The organism is Longimonas halophila, assembly GCF_002554705.1.
In the GTDB taxonomy this organism is placed as follows: Bacteria; Bacteroidota; Rhodothermia; order Rhodothermales; family Salinibacteraceae; genus Longimonas; species Longimonas halophila.
On record NZ_PDEP01000010.1, the window covers coordinates 107,301 to 125,298 of the forward strand.

The window sequence follows — 17,998 nt, forward strand, 5'->3', positions numbered from 1 at the left end:
CTCCAACAGTCTATTTGCACTGCACCTAAACTGCCATGCTCATGCCTATGCGTCGCTCTGTGCTGTTCGGCGTGTTGGTAGCCCTTTTATTCGTGAGCGGTGCCTTAGACACAGCGCATGCCCAGCGCACGGGTCAGCATCGCGATGAGTACGAAGGCGTGGGAATTGATCGCAAGCACGGCGACACCGTACCGCACGACCTTACCTTCACCGACCACACCGGTCAAGAGGTCACGCTCGGCCAATACTTTGACGGCGAGCGTCCAGTGCTGCTGAACCTTGTGTATCACGACTGTCCCATGCTGTGTGGGCTGCTGCTGAACGGCGTTACGAAGACAATTGGCAGCCTGGAGTGGACGCCCGGTGACGAGTACACGGTGCTTACGATCAGCTTCAACCCGCGCGAGTCGTTTGAGCAAGCAGCGGCCCAGCGCGAGCGCTACCTGGACCAGTTGGGGCGTCCCAACGCTGCCGACGGCTGGCATTTTTTGACAGGTGATGCTGAGAACATTGATGCATTAACAGATGCCGTCGGGTTTAACCTGCGATGGATCGAGTCGAAGCAAGAGTTTGCGCATCCCACGACCTACGTGTTCTTGAGTGGAGACGGCATGGTGTCGCAGTATATCCACGGGATGCAAATGCCCCAGAGCGATACGCGTCAGGCGCTTGTTGAGGCGTCCGACGGTCAAGTAGGCTCGCCCGTTGACTTGGTGATGTTGTACTGCTTTCAGTTTGATCCTGACGCCAATACTTACACGGCGGACGCGTTCAACCTGATGAAAGCGGCTTCGGTGCTTACAGTGCTTGTGCTTGGTGGCATGTTGTATGTATTCTGGCGCCGCGAAAATGAGCATGTAGACGACCAATTAGAAGGGCGGTTTTCGATGCCGTCTGAGACGTAGCCTGTGTGTTTCCACAACGAATACGAAGCGCATGCTACAAGGTCCTGGTGTCTCGGGCATCGAGACAGCCAGGGCATACCTTCCCTCTTATGCAATCAGTGTCTTTCCAATCATGAATGACTCCGGCACATTCTGGCTTCCCGAAGCTGCCTCGACGGTAGCTGCCGAGGTCGATGGCCTTTTCTACTTCGTATACTGGGCCAGCGCCATTATTTTCGTTGGCGTGGTCGCTGCAATGATCTACTTGGCTTACAAGTATCGCCGCCGCGATCCCAACGACCGTCCCGAACCCGTGGAAGAAAGCCGCCTCCTGGAAATTTCCTGGATCGTGGTGCCAACCATTCTGGTGCTGCTGGTCTTTACGTGGGGATTTCAGACCTTCGTGACGCTACAGACGGCCCCGCCGAATGCGTATGAGATTCAGGGGCAAGCCTACTCATATGGATGGAACTTTGAGTATCCAGAAGGGGCGCAGACGACCGATGAGCTCTATCTACCTGCGGACCGCCCGGTGCAAATTCGTCTCAGCAGCCGCGAAGGCGATGTGCTGCACAGCTTCTTTCTGCCGCAGTTTCGGGTAAAGCAAGACGTGCTGCCCAACCGCTACACCTCGGTCTGGTTTGAGGCTACCGAGCCGGGCACATATGAGCTCTTTTGCACCGAGTATTGTGGTGTTGGGCACTCCCAAATGTTAGGAGAAGTCAATGTGCTCCCTGCAGACGAGTTTGACGAGTGGGTCGCTGAAGCAGGCATCAACGAAGATGATCTCTCACTTGTTGAATTGGGCGAACTGCAGTATCAGCGCAACGGATGCCAGGGGTGCCACAGCCTCGACGGATCGGCGATGGCAGGTCCCACGTTTCAGGGGCTATACGAGAGCGAGCGCGCGTTTGCCGATGCGGGCTCCGTTGAAGCGGATGACAACTACCTCCGTGAATCTATCATCGAACCCGATGCCAAAGTTGTTGAAGGCTATGGCTCGGGCATCATGCCGTCGTTTGCTCATCTCTCTGAGCGCGACGTAACAGCGCTTGTTGAGTTCATCAAGGAGCAGGAATAGGTGATAGTGGCATTCCAAGTGCTTCGATGCGTAATCCCCGGTGCTTTACACGGCGCCGTTCCGGATCCCCCTTTACATCGACGAACATGACCTAATTATGGAAGCGGCAGCTCACGCAGCATCACAAACCGACGCCGAACCGCGTACGTACCTGAACCACGAAACCAGCCTCTGGGAGTGGCTCACGACCAAAGACCACAAGAAGATCGGGATTATGTACCTGATCTCGCTTGCGGTCGTCTTCCTGGTGGCTGGACTGTTGGCTATGGCGGTGCGCCTGGAGCTGATGTCGCCTGACTTCAGCATTATGTCGGCCAGTCAGTACAACCAGACCTTCACGATGCACGGCATCATGATGGTCTTTCTGTTCATTGTGCCGTCGATCCCGGCCATTCTGGGTAACTTCGTGCTCCCACTGCAGATTGGAGCGAAGGATGTAGCCTTTCCTCGGCTTAACCTGGCCAGCTGGTATGTATACATGGCGGGGGGCGTGCTCACCGTCACGGCCCTGCTTGTCGGCGAGTTGTCGACGGGGTGGACGTTCTATACGCCGTATTCGTCCCAGCAGGGCACTGCGGTGATCTTTATGACGGGGGCCATTTTTGTCTCGGGATTTGCATCCATATTTACCGGGCTGAACTTCATCGTCACGATCCACAAGATGCGGGCACCCGGCATGACGTGGAACCGCCTGCCGCTGTTTGTGTGGGGGCTCTACGCCACAAGCATCGTGCAGGTGCTGGCTACACCGGTTGTTGGTATTACGATGCTGCTGCTAATCTTGGAGCAGACGTTGCAGATCGGTATCTTTGACCCGGCGCTTGGGGGCGATCCGATTCTGTTCCAACACTTCTTCTGGTTCTACTCGCACCCGGCGGTGTACATCATGATTCTGCCGGCTTTTGGCATCTTGAGTGAGCTGATTGCTACGTTTAGTCGCCAGCGCATCTTTGGGTACCGCGCCATTGCGCTGTCATCGGTCGCCATTGCGATGCTCGGCTTCCTGGTCTGGGGCCACCACATGTTCGTATCCGGCCAGTCGGCGATCTCCTCGATCGTGTTCTCGCTGATTACGTATCTGATTGGCATCCCGTCAGGCATCAAGATCTTCAACTGGATTGCCACCATGTACAAAGGCTCAGTGTGGCTTCAAACACCGATGCTCTACGCCTTGAGCTTCCTGTTCTTGTTCACTATTGGTGGACTCACAGGTATCATGGTGGGGGTGCTCGGCGTGGATGTGCATCTGCACGATACCTACTTCGTGGTGGGGCACTTCCACTACGTGATGATGGGTGGTTCGGTGATTGCTTTGCTCGGGGGGATGCACTACTGGTGGCCTAAGATTACAGGCCGCATGTACAACGAGACACTCGGCAAAATTGCCGCAGGCCTGGTCTTTGTCGGCTTCAATGTGACATTCTTCACGCAGTTGGTCCTCGGTAGTCAGGGAATGCCGCGCCGCTACTACGAGTACGTAGATCGCTTTGCTGAACTGCACATGATCTCAACCATCGGCTCCTTTATCTTGGCATCCGGACTCTTCCTGGTGCTCGGGTACGCGTTGCATTCGCTCTTTTATGGCAAGAAGGCGCCCCAAAACCCGTGGGCGGCTGCTACGCTGGAGTGGACGAATGTGGCTGCGATCCCTGATCCGCATAACTTCACGAGCACGCCCCTCGTTACACGGGGACCATACGACTTCCACAAGGCCGACGAAGTGTTTGGGGGAAGCGGCGACGGTCAGGCCCGTGGCGATGGCGCTGGTAGTGATGCAAGTCGCCTCACACCGCCCGAAGCTGCGCCTTCGGCACCAAAGGAAGATGCCTCCGCGTAATGCCTCTGCACCCCTGCAAGCTGGGAGCGTCTGTGCGCTCTCGGCTTCCCTGTTTTCCCGATTTACGTAGCTGTCCTCATGTCGACTGAAACCGCCCCGGCCACGACCGAATCGGTCGAAACCGAACACGACCATCACCCATCGCATCTGCAGCACCACTTTGTCTCGTCAGAGCAGCAGTTTGACTCGGCAAAGCTGGGGATGTGGTTGTTTCTGATTACCGAGATTCTGCTGTTCTCTGCGCTGTTTGTGGCGTATGCGGTGTACCGCAACTGGAATCCGGTAGCGTTTGCTGAAGCAAGTAGCACACTCGACTGGGTCCTGGGCTCGGTAAATACGATTGTGCTGCTTACGTCTTCACTGACGGTGGCGCTGTCAATCCACTTCATCCAGAAAAATGACAGGAAGAAGACGGTCATCAGTCTGCTGGCAACACTGGCACTGGCGGGGGGCTTTTTGGTGATCAAGTACTTCGAGTACATGGCCAAGTTTGAGCATGGGATCTATCCCGGCGAAGCCTTCGCGCCCACCGGGAGCGGATATGAGTATCTGGCTGCCATACCGTACGTGCCGCAGTTCTTCAGCATCTATTTTGTGATGACGGGGATTCACGGCGTACACGTCGTTATTGGGATGGGACTCATTAGCTGGATGGCCTGGCGCGCCCACCGGGGCGACTTCAGCGACGAGTGGTACACGCCTGTGGAGCTTACAGGGCTCTATTGGCACATCGTTGACATCATCTGGATTTTCCTCTTTCCGCTGCTCTACCTTGTGTAGGCGCAATTGCGCACCGTTTTGCGTCGCACACTGGGTCGATTGGGCCCTGTGTGCTCCCTGTTAACTCTTGCAGATTCACAGATCGAACAACGCCATGGCCCACGCCACCGACGACCACGCCGCTCACGGCCACCACATCATTCCCATCCCCACACTGCTAAAGGTCTTTGGTGCGTTGGTCGCACTCACAGCGATTACCGTAGGACTTTCGCCCTTCGACTTGGGTATGTTCGAAATTCCGGTGGCGCTTGGGCTGGCAAGCGCGAAGGCGACGCTTGTTGTGATGATCTTTATGGCCTTGAAGTACGACAACCCCGTCAACATGCTTACCTTTAGCGTGGGCGTGCTCTTCGTAGCCATATTCCTGGTCTTTACGTTGCTTGACACGGCCTTTCGAGGTGATATGGACAATGTGGATCGCCTGACGATTGAAGAGCGCGAACGGCTGAACGAGCAGCTACAAGAGTCGGATGTAGATGCTGAAGACCTTCAGGTTGCGCCAAGCGATATGCAGTAGTGAGGCATACCCTTCATGCAGAGCCGGAATGGGGAATGTGTACGGGTAGATACGGAGCGGTAACCTCCCACCATACATCGTGCTGCGCCAAACGCAACGATGTTGATGTAGCGTTTGGATTGTGGAAGACCCTGCCGGTTTGCGTCGAATCTTCACGCCCCTATGTCCGTCTATAGTAGTGTGGTTTGTAAAGCACAAAGTCAGTAGCATAGACTGAGGGCAGACAAGCCAAGTTGAGGGTCAATCCCGACGAGCAGATGGGTAGTCTGTGGTGAAGCATGGGCGATCGCCCAATGGGCGGTTTGCTTACTCTTACCCGGTCTAACAGGCGAACTGACTTTCCGTCCGCAGGTGCTGCGCGCTTGTAGGCCACGCCTGTGCTACTTGCGTTCCCAAACCATGTATCCAGCCCCCACGAACGTAGGCGTTCGTAAACGAACCGTTGTGCTCAGCCGATCTCGCCGTTGCCATGCATGTGCTCTTTATCACCCTCGTCGGTCCGGTTCTCTTCTTCTTGCTGACATGGGTTGTGGCGACTGCGTACCGCCTATATTTTCCAGAACAGCCTGTTGCGTTTGATCGGGACCCTGTTGTACTGCGTGAACAGCGCCTCCGCAAAGAGAAAAGCGTGCCCGTGGGCGTGCGCGAGATACGTGAGGACCAGCGCCGTAGCCAGTACCTTGGCAAGTCTTCCCCCGACTACCGATATGCATGGGGCAGTTCCGATGGGTTTCCTGACACGTGGCGCGAAAACGTGTGGCTGCGTCGTAACTGATGTGATGTTTACGCGATCCCTGACTGAGGGCGCGTTAAAACGCGTCGAGATACTCTCCGCTTTTCTTTTTACTTCGACTACGCAGCAACCGTGTACACCAGGTCCGCAGGCTGTCCGTGCTCTATGGGCTCTGCACACGACCGACTTGCCTCCGCCTTTTTGCAAACCATACCGCTTGCATGAAAGTCACTGAACATCTCGACCGGGCATCCAATCCACTTATCTCCTATGAAATTATACCGCCTAAGCGAGGCGGATCGGCAGAGCAGATGCTCGGGGTGGTGGAAGAACTTATGCCCTATGAGCCTCCGTTTATTGACGTGACAAGCCACTCGGCAGAGGTCTCCTACAAACCCATGCCCGACGGCACATGGAAGCGATGCGTAAAGCGCAAGCGTCCCGGTACGCTGGGATTGTGTGCGGCTATCGAAGCGCGATACGGCATCGACACGGTGCCGCATATTCTGTGTAAGGGGTTCACACGCGAGGAGACCGAAGATGCGCTCATCGAGCTGAACTACCTGGGGATCGATAACGTCCTCGCTATCCGGGGCGATGACAAGGGCGTTGAGAAAGATCTTTCGCCCGACCGCTCGCGCAACGAGTATGCGGTCGACCTCGTCAGCCAGATTACGGATATGAACCAGGGGGCGTATCTGGAGGACTTAATGGATGCGCAGCCTACGAACTTCTGCATTGGGGTTGGGGGCTACCCGGAAAAACACTTTCAGGCGCCGAACATGGCGTGGGACATTATGCGGCTCAAGCAGAAGATTGAAGCAGGGGCCGACTACGTGGTCACGCAGATGTTTTTTGACAACGCGTACTACTTCGAGTTTGTGGAGCAGTGCCGGAGCGTTGGTATCGACGTTCCCATTATTCCGGGCATCAAAATCATCACGCGCAAGCGGCATCTGCAGTCCCTTCCCGCTCACTTTCACACCGACATCCCCGAGGCGCTGGCAGCCGAAATCGCAGCCGCGGACTCGGACGAAGAGGTGAAGCACCTGGGTATCGAATGGGCGTTGCAGCAGTCAGAAGAGCTACTCTCGGCCAATGTGCCTTGCCTGCACTTTTACATCATGTCGAGTGCTACAACGGTGAAAGAGGTGGTCGAACCGCTCCGCGAGATGGCATAGCGCTACACACGATCATGCGTTACGCTTTCGGAGACAAGCAGGGATCTGCTTGTCTCCTCAACATGGTTGCAACGAAGAAAGCGCCCGAGCAGAAACTGCTGCTCGGGCGCTTCGGCATGGGTTGGATACGTGCACAAACCTATCGATGAAACCTACCGATGGGCATCTTTATCCTTGCGGCGCAGTTGCGCTTTATACTTCTCTAACTGCCGACGCAGCTGATCGGCGCAGTTCTTGGCGGCATCCTCATGCGTGCTGGCTTCGCCGGTTGCTGTTAAGCGCTTCTGATAGACATCGAGGCGCGCCTCAACGGTTTTCTCTTCTGCCGGGCTGTTGTTCTTACTCAGAATAACCTCGGCATTGATAATGCCGTCGTAGTAGCGTTCAAGCTTTTGCAGGCGCTCCTCGACGCGAGACTGCACCTGGGGCGATACCGTAACGTGGCGGGTGGTCAGTTGGAGATTCATAAGGCACAACGCAGCTGTGGAATCAAACAGACGAATGCAGGTACGCCTCTCGGGCCCAGAAGCGAAAAGCCCCAAGGCGCCTCTGCCAAGGCTATTACGCTCTACGTAGCACGCTGTATTTTAGGCGCCTATCGCTTCTTAGATGAGGAGCCAAACAGGCAGAGACTGTGCGTATCGGACACGCGCAGTTCGTGAAAGTGTTGCACAGCATAGAATGCCATCCACCAGTCAAACAAAGCGCAGTGCGAGATCTGCCGAGTGTAAGGCTCTGACCTACAGGTCACTTCGAGCGGGGGGAGAGCACGTCTCAATCTGGCAGGATGAGCGCGCCAAAAGATCGTAGCGAGTTGGGCCTTGAGGAAGGCACGGAGCCTCTCTCGCAGCCCCCTGCTCCAGAATCAGGCAGGCGTATCGGCTGCGTTGGTAAAGACCTGTACGTACTGGTCCTCTAAGCGTCGCATTTCCGCTTGGCCGTCCTCCGTTTTATCGGTATGACCAAGCAGGTGCAAGACGCCGTGCACCGCGTATCGTGCGATTTCGGCACTCACTGAAGTATCGAACTCATCATGACGCTCGCGTGCTGTCTCAACATCTACATACACTTCGCCCTCAAGCGCTTTGGGCGTTTCGCTCAGGTTGAACGCGAGCACATCGGTGTTGTAGTCGTGGTCGAGATACTGCACGTTTAGGGACCGAATAAGCGTGTGCGTACCGAAGACCACGTTCAGAGCTTCGACGGATTGCTCCGACTGCTCTGCAATGACTTGGGTAAGCAGGCGGTCTATCGCATCGATGGGGACTGGGAGCGTATCGAGTTCTGGGGCAAGCTCGATGGAAATCATGTGGGGGACAGACATAGAGGAGGAGCGCGAAATGCCAGCGTACTTGGCTACAGCGCTGACTCTGCAGGCGTTGAGGCGTCGTGCGGAATCGAGACGCTGCTTGAGGCAGGCGGGGAGGCCGCTTCGCCATCGCCAGATACTGAGTCCTCAGGTACGGGCGGTGCGTCGTCGTGCTCCGCTGCATCGCTCTCAGGGTGCACGGAGACAGCATGCAAGCCCTTAGGGCCGTCGTTCAATTCGAAACGAACGGACTGTCCGGTGTGTAGCGTTTTGAAATCGTCGTCAGATTGAATTTGTGAGTAGTGAACAAATACGTCATCGCCGCCATCCGGATGGTTAATAAACCCATATCCCTTTTTGGCGTCGAACCATTTCACAGTGCTTTGCTCCATATTATCCATAATTACGCAGCGGTCCGTCGTAAGACACATATAGTGGAGTGTGCCAAAGTATGCTGCAGATTTCTGCAGAGCGTTTACACGGCTCCGCAGAACGCAGCAATACAACAAATATGCACACGCTGCGAATATAGAGCTTAGATATACATTCTGTCAAGTCTGGCGTGAAATGAGACGGAGGGGCCGTGTCATGAATGGCCCGTGTGCCGACATATACGGCACACGATTCGTTCAATGCAGGTTGTACTCGCGCAAGAGTCCCCAGCATCCCCTTGAACGGCCTGTATGTTGAAGCAAAGGCCGTAAGCGGGGCCCCCAGGCGTGAATAAGCCGTTAGGGCTGTGGAGGGCCGCCTGCTGGGGGAACGGCAGGGGCCGACGCAGAGTCGCCGCCGGTGCCCGGAAGCAGCCCCTCGGGATCGGGCGATGCCGAGTCGGTGAGGCCGTAGTCGCGCAGGATGTCGACGGGAATGTCGTACGGAAGCGTGCGGCGCAGCTCCTCAAATCGCGTATCGAACTGTTCTACGCGATCGGGGCGGTCGGCTTCCTGGTAGCTCATGCGCACCGAGCCCGCAAACCGGAGGGCAAAGAGGAAGTCTTGCGTGCTGCTGGCCTGCTGCAGCTCCTGGAAGACCATGGGCTCCATATCGGTCATGATTTCAGCCACGCGGTCGGTGGCACCCATAGATTCATATGCCTGCGCCGTAAGCACGTAGCTCTGCAGGTTTCCGGCAATGGTACCAAAGGGAACCTGCTCTACAAAGTCGTCGAGAAAGGCGCGGGCCTCCTCTTCGTGTCCGCTGGAAGCCCATTGCTCGGCGGCATGTGTCACGAACAGGCGATAGCCATCGGCCATGCGGCGGGCATTTTCGTCGTAGTACACATCGGGATCGGCAAGGCCGCGGAAGCGGAAGTCCTGCATCCGGTCGATGGTGATGTCGGGCACCACGCGCCCAAAGCGCTGGTCGTGTTGCACAGGAACGATGCGATAGGCCTGGCCCTCAAGTTGCAGGTAATCGTCCAGGTTAAGTCGCCCGCTCTGCGCCACCGTCACGGCAAAGTAGACAGGGCGTGACCAGTCGTTCTCGGCGTTGCTACGAATGAGGTCGAAGACTGCGAGGTCGGCAATCTGCAGCATATTGCTGCGCTCATCGAAGGGGCGTCCCTCCAGTTGCCACTGTAGCGGACGGGATACGCGTGCCGAGTCGGAGTCGGCGACCGTACCGTTTTCGATGACAGCTTCCGAATCTACTGGAATCGAAACCGGCTGGGCCCGCCAGGCGCGAGGGCGAAGCTCTTCGATCTGTTCGTCCGAAAACGAAAACGGAAGCGGCTCCGATTCGTGAGCCTGCTGGTTTTTGAGCTGCTTGATGTACCACGGCGTGTTCAGAAGCGAGAGGTTGACCACGCGCACATCGCGGCGCACGCCTTCGACCTCTTGCAGGTACCACAGCGGGAAGGTATCGTTGTCGCCGTTGGTAAACAGGATGGCATTGGGGGCTACGCTGTTAAGCATGTTGTAGGCATAGTCGCTGGGCAGGTAGCGCCCCGACCGGTCGTGACTGTCATAGTTTTGGTAGAGCATCCAGCCCGGCACGGTAGCCAGTAGGAGTGCGCCTGCTGCGGCCAGCCCAAGCCATCGCTTCGATTTGGACCAGGTGCTGAAGAGGCTGTCTTTGAGCAGATGGAGCAGGCCGGTGGCCCCGAGTCCGACCCATATGCTGAAGGCAAAGAAGCTGCCCGCGTACGAGTAGTCGCGCTCGCGGGGCTGCATGGGCGTCTGGTTCAGGTAGATGATGATCCCAATGCCCGTAATGAAGAACAGGAATGCCACGGCTGTGGCGCGACGCCAGTCCCACGTAAAGTGGTAAAAGGCACCAAAGAGCCCCAGGAGGAGCGGAAGCGCAAAGTAGACGCTGCGTCCGGCGCGCTCGCTGGGTGTGGCTTCCTCAACCGTGGCCTCGTTAGCAATGTCGGGATCGAGGAAGGAAATGCCTGTGGCGGCAGGAGCGTCTTGCGTATCGGCAGCCCGCCCGGCAAAGTTCCACAAGAAGTACCGGGTGTACATGTGCCCAATCTGGTACCGCAGAAAGAAGTCCAGATCGGAGTTGTAGCGGTCGTAGACCTGCGTGTGGCGTGGGTTGGGCGACCAGCGGCGGGGGAACAGCGCCTCCGCATCGCGCTCCACGCGTCCGGTTTCATCGTTGTAGGTCGACCCGCTGAGCAACGGGCGGTCGCCGTACTGCTCGCGCGACATGTAGGAGACAAAGTTCTCCAGCGATGAGGGGTTGTTCTGGTCAATGGGCGGGTTGATCGAGCTGCGAATGGGGATGAGGAAGTAGGAGGAGTACCCAATGAGCCCGAGTACTACATAGAGCACGAGCAGGTTGGCAACGCGCATCCGTTTGGTATGGGTGATGTAGAGCCCATAGACCAGCAGCGAGGCCATGATTGTAAGCACGAGGAACGGGGCCTGGGTGGCTTCCAGCACCGTCGGCAGGCCCTGAATAATGCCTGGATACAGCAGAAAGAAGATGCCCGATGCGATGCCTCCAGCCAGCGCCAGATACTGAAACCGCGTGCCTGCGCTCCAATCGGGATTATCGTAGCGCTGGAAAAACACGATAAGCGCCACAAAGAAGAGCGAGAGCAGGCTAAGCAGGTGGATGCCAATAGCGAGCCCGTACAGGTAGGCAACCACCAGCAGCCACCGCTCCGACGAGGAGCCCAGGACGTGCTTTACGCCGCGTGCCAGGTCACGGTCTTCGGCTTGCGCGTACTCGCTCCACTTTAGCGTAAGCCAGACGCAGAGCGTGGTGAAAAAGGTCGACAACGCATACGTTTCGGCCTCCACCGCGTTAAACCAGAACGAGTCCGACACTGCGAGCGTGAGCGCGCCCACGAGGCCACCCACATAGGCGGTGACGCGCACACTGGGCGTCCATGTTGACTTCGGGCCGCGCCACTCGCGTATGAGCTGCAGTACGATGAGGTACGTCAGTGTCACCGCAGCGGCACTGGCAAGCACCGAGATCATGTTCATGGAGAGCGCCACATATGAGGCGGGCACGAACATCGAAAAGAGACGGCCCACCAGCATGTAGAAGGGCGCCCCGGGCGGGTGGGGAATCTGAAGCGTGCTCGACACAGCGATCCGTTCGCCCGGATCCCAGAACGAGACCGTGGGGGCTACGGTGAGCGCATACAGGATCAGCGCAAAGGCGAAAAGAGCAGCCGGAAGATACCGGTCGAGGTGCGACCAATTCATGCAGGAGGGCAGCAGCTACGAAATCAGAACAAAGCGGAGGCCGCTCCAGAGCGATGCAAGAGCGGAAGTGCAACATGCACGTCAATGCAGCCAACAGGCCACGGATCCAACAAACGAACAGATGCGCGAGAATCGGATGCGTAGGTTATGCAAATCGGGCAAAGATTGCGGCAGATCTCGTTAGGCCGCGCCGTCGACGATGACGACGCACTCGCCTCGCACCTTCGATTCGCTCTCATAGTAGGAGCGCAGCTCCGTTAGGGAGCCACGGCGCAGCTCTTCGTGCATTTTGGTGATCTCGCGCGCCACAGCGGCCTGGCGGTCGGTGCCCAGGGCCGTGGCCAGGTCGCCAAGTGTGCGCACCAGCCGGTACGGCGACTCATAAAGAACGAGGGTGCGCGGCTCGGTCGACAGCGTTTCCAAACGCGTCTGGCGGCCCTTTTTACGGGGCAAAAACCCTTCAAACACAAAGCGATCGGAGGGTAGTCCGCTTGCGGTAAGAGCCGGTACAAAGGCGGTTGCTCCCGGAAGCGCCGACACGGGCACGCTTGCTTCGTGGCAGGCACGAGCCAGGTAGAAGCCCGGGTCGGAGATGCCCGGCGTGCCCGCATCGGTAATGAGGGCAATGTCGTGCCCTACGCGCATTCGCTTTACCAGATGCGGCGTTTTGTCGTGTTCGTTATGGGCGTGGAAGCTGGTGGTGGGCGTATCGATGGCGTAGTGATTCAGCAATACGCCCGAGGTGCGCGTATCCTCACAGGCAATAAGGTCAACCTGTTTCAACGTATCGACCGCCCGGTACGTCATGTCGTCGAGGTTGCCGATAGGAGTAGGCACAAGGTACAGCATGCAGGACAGACAAAGCGTAAGGGATGCGAAGAGGCCAGCGGTCCAGCGGAAACTGGAGTATCGGCTTTGAGGCTGCTGTTCGGAGCTACCATTCGGAGCCCGTGCGCGATGGTGGGTCGGGGGGCGTGGGCAGGTCATCGCTATCGTCGGCCCCAAAGAGCGAAGCTCCCACTGCGCCTCCGATGGCCCCGAACACGGCAAGCAAGACCGCCCCCATAATCATCGACACGATCAGCAGGCCCGTACTGGGCTCTTGCATCATTTGGCCCTGTTGTTCCTGCACCATCTGCTGCATGTCGACCCCCATGAGGGATTGGAGGACCGATTCGCCATCCAGATTCAACGGCTGCAAGATCCAGTCGAAGAGCGTGCTAAGCAGCGAGCCAACGAGGCCAGCGCCGGCCCCAAGAGTCGCGCCCTCGACCGGGTCGATGGAGCGGTCGGCTGTGGTGATGTAGTGCCAGGCGGCTGTGCCTCCACCGAGCATCACACCCAGGCAACACAGCACATTGATCAGCGAAAGGTACGACGTGCTGAGCACGCCTGCAACGATGCCGCCAATAAATACAGATTGTAGGCGCATAGACAAAAGAAGGAGGCCAGTCTAAACAAGCGAACAGGGGTAACCTACGAATCAAAACAATGAACCGAAACTGCAGAGCGTTTCGATAAGTCCAGGGCGTTCGGAACAGTAGCGCGCAGGTCAGGATGCCATGCAGGGTGCACGCTCATTAACCCCTACATGGTATGACTTCGTTGGACTGGCACCGCGTGGCGTATGTTGAATTTGCGTTTGCCACCGTCACGCTCATTATCTTTCCCCTGGCATTGTTGGTGGCCTCGGTGCGCGTACCGGCGGTGCGCATGCGCATGCTGGCCTACTGGCGGGCTGCCGCGCTGTTGGGCATCACCGTATATCTGTGGATTGCCGAAATGACCATGGGGTTTATGACGAGTGTAGCGGCACGCGTCATTGTGCCGTTGGTGCTGTGGCGGGGCGATATTGGCGCCACCTGGAAGCATCCGCTCCCGGAGCCTACGTCATGGCAGGCGCGCGTGTACCGTGTGTGGTGGTACTTTGTGGTGGTGTATTCCGTCGCGGGTGCTGTGTCTATGATTCCGATGGTTGGCTGTGCTATTACTGGGGACGCCCCAGCGTCGTGCCAGGCCTGGTACGGCCCGCCACAAGCCTACGCGTCGCTCTTTCACGAAGGGGCCGACTGGTGGATGCTGGGGCGCTGGGCCTGGGTGGCGCTTAGCGCATACAGCCTGTATCTCATGGCTACGATGTATCGGCTGCGCCAGCGGACATCGGAGCGTGCGTGAAGCCATAGATAAACGGGCAGGGCCTCTCAATTCGAGGGGCGCCTACGCATCTGTCGTGCACCGTACCGGTCTGCTTGCAGTGACCTGCGCGCAAATTAACATGAATCAGGACCGGGAGCTTCGGTCCAGTGTGGTGTAGCAGGAACCGAAAGGCGTGCTGCACCTTGGATCACCCAAGCCGAGCCTCCCCCTTTCTCGATGGTCGTCTACTCATGCTTGGTACCGTTGGAGAGCTGTTTATCATCAGCGCCTTTGTAGTGTGTGCATTGTCCGGAATCATGTTTTTCTGGGCGGCTCAATCTACTTCTGCAGGCGAACGTCGTCTTTGGACACGCGCTGGACGCTGGTCGTGGGGCGCTATGTCGGCAGGGGTGCTTGTAGCCTCTGGCATCCTCTGGTACCTGCTGCTGAATCACCAGTACCAGTACGCCTACGTGTATCAGCAGACCTCGAACGACCTGCCACTTCGTTACCTGATCTCGGCGTTCTGGGCCGGTCAGGAAGGCTCGTTCCTGCTCTGGGCGCTCATGATGTGTGGCACCGGCGGACTGCTGATTAGCTACGTGAAGCGCCGGTACGAAGCGCCTGTAATGGCTGTCGTAGCCCTCTGTCAGGCCGCGCTTCTCTCTATGCTCGTGGGCCTGCAGCTGGGCGACTTGCCTATCGGCGCTTCGCCGTTCATGACGCTGGGCGAGAAGTTTCCGACCGCGCCCATCTTTCAGGACAATCCCGGCTTCATCCCGGCCGACGGGCAGGGACTCAACGATCTGCTGCAAAATCCCTGGATGACCATCCACCCGCCGGTGCTGTTCTCGGGCTTTTCCACAATGGTGGTACCGTTTGCCTTTGCCATTGCGGCGCTGTGGAAACGCAAGTACACGCAGTGGGTGCGCCCGGCGATGCCGTGGACGATCTTTGCCATTCTCATGCTGGGCATTGGCATTGCCATGGGCGGCTACTGGGCATACGTCACGCTCTCGTTTGGCGGATACTGGGCCTGGGATCCGGTCGAAAACTCGTCGCTGGTGCCGTGGCTCATCGGCGTGGCGGCGCTGCATACCATGCTCGTGCAGAAGAAGAGCGGATCGAGCCACAAGGCCGCGCTTATCCTTAGCATTCTGGCCTACGTCTTTGTGGTATACTCTACGTTTCTAACACGTAGTGGCATCTTAGGTGACGTGTCGGTGCACTCGTTTGTGGATCTGGGGCTCTACAACCAGCTTCTCATTTGGATCGTGGGCATGACGGTGCTGGGCCTGGGACTCTTTGCCTGGCGATACAACGAACTGCCCGAGCCGGAGAACGCCCCGCGTATCGTGTCGCGCGAGTTCATGATCTTCTCGGGCGCCATGGTGCTCGCTGCCATCAGTGCCGTCGTCATTCTGGGAACCAGCACGCCCATCATTGGGCGCATCTTCCAGTCGCAGCCCTCCACCGTACCCCTTGAGTTCTACAATCGGTGGACGCTCCCGCTGGCGCTTGGACTGGTGTTCTTGGCCGGCGTCGGGCAGCTTATGTGGTGGAATAAGATGGGCGTGCAGCATCTGAACCGCGTCATCCTGAAACCTCTGAGCGCCGCTGCGGTGGCGACGATTGCGGTGCTCATGCTTACGCCGTTTGCACAGCAGACGGTCATTCTGCCCACCGACACCCCGGTGCAAGAGTTTGCCAGTGCGGGCTTCACCGAGGGGCTCGGGGTATTTTGGGATACCTATGGCTATGCCCTCTTGCTGCTGATGCTGGTCTTCGGATCGTTCTTCTCGCTCTTTGGCAACGGCATGGTGCTGTGGCGCATTGGCCGCGGCAATCCGCGGATGGCAGGTGGCGCCGTTACGCACATCGGATTTGCCATCATGATGCTGGGCATTGTCGCCTCCAGCTCGTTCGACCGCGCCCTGCCTATGCTCGGCGAAATCCGGACGACCGCTGACATCGAAGATGCCTCCCGCGAAAACTTTGTGCTGGCGCGCGGGGAGACGCGTGACGTGAATGGATACGAGATTACCTACCGCGACCGCACCACCAACGACTACGGACGCGACGAGTACATCCTCGACGTCACCGACCGCCAAAACCGCAGCTATACGGTGCGCCCCGAAGCCTACGAGTCCGACGACGGACAGTGGTTCATGCATCCTGGGGTGAAGAAGTTCTTCGAGCAAGATCTGTTCGTGTCCGTCACGCCGCGTGCCGCAACGGGCATCGAAGAGGAAGCCTCGGGCGGCGAGTTTCAGCTGGCACGGGGCGACTCAACGGTCATTGGCAACGATGCGTATGCCATTGCCTTCAAGGGATTCGACATGGAGCTGCCCAACGCCGATGTGGCCGATGATGTGCAGCTCTCGGTGGGAGCCATTATTGAGATGACGGATCTGGAGACGAATGAGACGCGCCGCCTCACGCCGGTGTACATGATTACCAACCAGCGCACTGAGCGCTACATCGAGGCGCAGATCGAAGACTGGGGGATCCGGCTGGCCTTTACCAAGATGGATGTGGACTCGGGCCGCGCCAACTTTGCCATTGACGGCGTCGACGTGATGCCCGACGACTGGGTCGTGGTGCAGGCGCAGGTGAAGCCGCTCATCAGTCTGGTGTGGATCGGCTTCATCATGCTGTCGATGGGCTTCGTGGTGGCGCTGGTGCGGCGCGTGCAAGACATCCGCCACCGTGCATAGCTCGCGCCGGTTACGAGTCCGCCAAGGGCTCCTGCGCAAAGCCCCGCCGGATCACGTCTTCGGCGGGCTTGCCTTGCGGGGTAAAGCTCTGCGGACGGTCGGCGTTGCGGGCCGGGTGCCACTTCCATAGCACGATACCTGCAAACCAGGGCACCTCGCTAAACCGCGTAAACAGCGCCTCGTAGAGCCGGGCCTGCAGTTCGGGCGCATGGCTGCTGGGATCGTCGGCATGGCGGTCGGGCCAGACCCACGGCTTGGCGGCGGCGGTGCGTACGCTTCGGTATCCGGCCTCGGTGAACAGCACCGGACGCTCGGCGCGCGCGGCCACTTCTTGGAGCGCGTCGACATGCGCATCCCACCCGCGAATCAGGGCTTCGGTAGAGGGCTCGTTGGCATCAGAGAGCGGAAAGTACGCCTGTACGCCGATGTAGTCGAGCGCATTCCAAAATGGAATGGTCTCGTACTCGTCGTACCAGTTGGCGGCGTAGGTCAGATCGCCACGGTAGACGCTACGCACCTCTGTGATGAGCGCGCGCCAGAAGTCGGGGCGCTCGTGGGCGGCGCGGGCCAGTTCGGTGCCTACCACCAGCACATCGGCTGCTACGTCGCGGGCCAGGCGGGCGTAATGCATCAGGAAGCGCGTGTAGGCGGCCTCCCACTCGGTCCACTCGGCTTCGGTCTCAAACCCGATAGCGTTGCGTTCTTGGCCGTCGGTGTTGTAGCTGCCAAGCCAGAGATGCGGTTTGAGGATGAGGCCCATACCGCGGTCGTCCGCCATCTGAGCCAGCGTGCGGATGCCCTGATCGCTTTCGCTGTACCATCCGGCATCGGTATTCAGGCGGATGCGGGGCGTATTGGCGGTGCGCTGGAAGCCAAACGGGATGAGCGTGAGGTGCGTGGTGCCAAGGGCCGCCAGGCGGTCCAGGTCGGCGTCGGTGGGCGGCTCTCGGGCATCGAGCGTGACGGCCCAGAGGCGGGCGCTATCGGGCACGGCGACTGATGGTTCTGCGACGGATGACGGAGCGGGCGCGTCCTCAACCTTCGACGACCCCGATGGCGTACAGGCGCTCCCCCCAATTCCAGTCAGCAGAAGCCCCCCAATCAGCGCGGCAACCCCACGTATCCTCCAGCATGAAACGGATAAAGCGAGCAAACCGG

General features: G+C 58.4%; 16 protein-coding genes. 9 read left to right on the forward strand and 7 right to left on the reverse strand.

From position 1 onward, the window contains the following. The first annotated feature begins 47 nt into the window (after nt 1-47). The 7 genes from CRI93_RS11180 to metF all read left to right on the forward strand — a co-directional run bounded on the left by CRI93_RS11180 (nt 48) and on the right by metF (nt 7,013). Complete coding sequence (locus CRI93_RS11180) at nt 48-905, forward strand: SCO family protein (protein WP_176521838.1); 858 nt, start codon at nt 48-50, stop codon at nt 903-905. Between the two features lie 112 nt (nt 906-1,017). After that, the gene (gene coxB / locus CRI93_RS11185) at nt 1,018-1,965 is read left to right on the forward strand and encodes a cytochrome c oxidase subunit II (RefSeq protein ID WP_098062726.1); all 948 of its coding nucleotides are present in this window, start codon (nt 1,018-1,020) and stop codon (nt 1,963-1,965) included. Nucleotides 1,966-2,062: 97 nt separating this feature from the next. Then, a complete protein-coding gene (ctaD, locus tag CRI93_RS11190; RefSeq protein ID WP_098062776.1) occupies nt 2,063-3,802 on the forward strand; it encodes a cytochrome c oxidase subunit I in 1,740 nt (579 codons plus the stop codon). A 78-nt stretch (nt 3,803-3,880) separates the two neighbouring features. Continuing rightward, nucleotides 3,881-4,582 carry a cytochrome c oxidase subunit 3 family protein gene (locus CRI93_RS11195; RefSeq protein WP_098062727.1) on the forward strand — a complete coding sequence of 234 codons (702 nt, stop codon included), beginning with the start codon at nt 3,881-3,883 and terminating at the stop codon, nt 4,580-4,582. Between the two features lie 94 nt (nt 4,583-4,676). Further along, the gene (locus CRI93_RS11200; protein ID WP_098062728.1) at nt 4,677-5,099 is read left to right on the forward strand and encodes a cytochrome C oxidase subunit IV family protein; all 423 of its coding nucleotides are present in this window, start codon (nt 4,677-4,679) and stop codon (nt 5,097-5,099) included. A 469-nt stretch (nt 5,100-5,568) separates the two neighbouring features. Further along, nucleotides 5,569-5,874: a hypothetical protein gene (locus tag CRI93_RS11205; RefSeq protein WP_245850479.1), complete on the forward strand. Its 306-nt coding sequence runs from the start codon at nt 5,569-5,571 to the stop codon at nt 5,872-5,874. A 179-nt stretch (nt 5,875-6,053) separates the two neighbouring features. Further along, nucleotides 6,054-7,013, forward strand: coding sequence for a methylenetetrahydrofolate reductase [NAD(P)H] (gene metF / locus CRI93_RS11210; protein ID WP_098062730.1), 960 nt, complete (start codon nt 6,054-6,056; stop codon nt 7,011-7,013). Nucleotides 7,014-7,165: 152 nt separating this feature from the next. Here the strand turns inward: metF and hpf are convergent, their stop codons facing one another. From hpf to CRI93_RS11240, 6 genes are all read right to left on the reverse strand, one after another. Next, nucleotides 7,166-7,480 (reverse strand): ribosome hibernation-promoting factor, HPF/YfiA family, encoded by a 315-nt coding sequence (hpf, locus tag CRI93_RS11215; RefSeq protein ID WP_098062731.1) that lies wholly within the window; start codon nt 7,478-7,480, stop codon nt 7,166-7,168. A gap of 398 nt (nt 7,481-7,878) precedes the next feature. Further along, a complete protein-coding gene (gene ybeY / locus CRI93_RS11220) occupies nt 7,879-8,337 on the reverse strand; it encodes an rRNA maturation RNase YbeY (protein ID WP_098062732.1) in 459 nt (152 codons plus the stop codon). Between the two features lie 32 nt (nt 8,338-8,369). Beyond that, complete coding sequence (locus tag CRI93_RS15620; RefSeq protein ID WP_342752109.1) at nt 8,370-8,753, reverse strand: cold-shock protein; 384 nt, start codon at nt 8,751-8,753, stop codon at nt 8,370-8,372. A gap of 300 nt (nt 8,754-9,053) precedes the next feature. After that, nucleotides 9,054-11,987, reverse strand: a complete 2,934-nt coding sequence (locus CRI93_RS11230) for a glycosyltransferase family 117 protein (protein ID WP_098062734.1) — start codon at nt 11,985-11,987, stop codon at nt 9,054-9,056. Nucleotides 11,988-12,167: 180 nt separating this feature from the next. Next, complete coding sequence (gene rsmI, locus CRI93_RS11235) at nt 12,168-12,836, reverse strand: 16S rRNA (cytidine(1402)-2'-O)-methyltransferase (RefSeq protein WP_098062735.1); 669 nt, start codon at nt 12,834-12,836, stop codon at nt 12,168-12,170. Nucleotides 12,837-12,921: 85 nt separating this feature from the next. After that, nucleotides 12,922-13,419 carry a hypothetical protein gene (locus CRI93_RS11240; RefSeq protein WP_098062736.1) on the reverse strand — a complete coding sequence of 166 codons (498 nt, stop codon included), beginning with the start codon at nt 13,417-13,419 and terminating at the stop codon, nt 12,922-12,924. 164 nt (nt 13,420-13,583) lie between these two features. Between CRI93_RS11240 and CRI93_RS11245 the strand changes: the two genes are divergently transcribed. Next, nucleotides 13,584-14,162 (forward strand): DUF3177 family protein, encoded by a 579-nt coding sequence (locus CRI93_RS11245; RefSeq protein ID WP_098062737.1) that lies wholly within the window; start codon nt 13,584-13,586, stop codon nt 14,160-14,162. Between the two features lie 212 nt (nt 14,163-14,374). Continuing rightward, entirely contained in the window at nt 14,375-16,840 is a 2,466-nt protein-coding gene (locus CRI93_RS11250; RefSeq protein WP_098062738.1) for a heme lyase CcmF/NrfE family subunit, read from the forward strand. 10 nt (nt 16,841-16,850) lie between these two features. On the opposite strand, the gene CRI93_RS11255 is transcribed toward CRI93_RS11250, so the two are convergent. Further along, complete coding sequence (locus tag CRI93_RS11255; RefSeq protein ID WP_098062739.1) at nt 16,851-17,831, reverse strand: glycoside hydrolase family 113; 981 nt, start codon at nt 17,829-17,831, stop codon at nt 16,851-16,853. Nucleotides 17,832-17,998: the final 167 nt, after the last annotated feature.

Excerpts from the sequence above, each read along its gene's own strand:
- CRI93_RS11240 (WP_098062736.1), bottom strand. The coding sequence starts at position 13,419 with ATGCGCCTACAATCTGTATTTATTGGCGGCATCGTTGCAGGCGTGCTC.
- CRI93_RS11245 (WP_098062737.1), top strand. The coding sequence starts at position 13,584 with ATGACTTCGTTGGACTGGCACCGCGTGGCGTATGTTGAATTTGCGTTT.
- CRI93_RS11195 (WP_098062727.1), top strand. The coding sequence starts at position 3,881 with ATGTCGACTGAAACCGCCCCGGCCACGACCGAATCGGTCGAAACCGAA.
- CRI93_RS11250 (WP_098062738.1), top strand. The coding sequence starts at position 14,375 with ATGCTTGGTACCGTTGGAGAGCTGTTTATCATCAGCGCCTTTGTAGTG.
- hpf (WP_098062731.1), bottom strand. The coding sequence starts at position 7,480 with ATGAATCTCCAACTGACCACCCGCCACGTTACGGTATCGCCCCAGGTG.
- ctaD (WP_098062776.1), top strand. The coding sequence starts at position 2,063 with ATGGAAGCGGCAGCTCACGCAGCATCACAAACCGACGCCGAACCGCGT.
- metF (WP_098062730.1), top strand. The coding sequence starts at position 6,054 with ATGAAAGTCACTGAACATCTCGACCGGGCATCCAATCCACTTATCTCC.
- rsmI (WP_098062735.1), bottom strand. The coding sequence starts at position 12,836 with ATGCTGTACCTTGTGCCTACTCCTATCGGCAACCTCGACGACATGACG.
- CRI93_RS11200 (WP_098062728.1), top strand. The coding sequence starts at position 4,677 with ATGGCCCACGCCACCGACGACCACGCCGCTCACGGCCACCACATCATT.
- CRI93_RS11205 (WP_245850479.1), top strand. The coding sequence starts at position 5,569 with ATGCATGTGCTCTTTATCACCCTCGTCGGTCCGGTTCTCTTCTTCTTG.
- CRI93_RS11230 (WP_098062734.1), bottom strand. The coding sequence starts at position 11,987 with ATGAATTGGTCGCACCTCGACCGGTATCTTCCGGCTGCTCTTTTCGCC.
- CRI93_RS11180 (WP_176521838.1), top strand. The coding sequence starts at position 48 with ATGCGTCGCTCTGTGCTGTTCGGCGTGTTGGTAGCCCTTTTATTCGTG.
- CRI93_RS15620 (WP_342752109.1), bottom strand. The coding sequence starts at position 8,753 with ATGTGTCTTACGACGGACCGCTGCGTAATTATGGATAATATGGAGCAA.
- ybeY (WP_098062732.1), bottom strand. The coding sequence starts at position 8,337 with ATGTCTGTCCCCCACATGATTTCCATCGAGCTTGCCCCAGAACTCGAT.
- coxB (WP_098062726.1), top strand. The coding sequence starts at position 1,018 with ATGAATGACTCCGGCACATTCTGGCTTCCCGAAGCTGCCTCGACGGTA.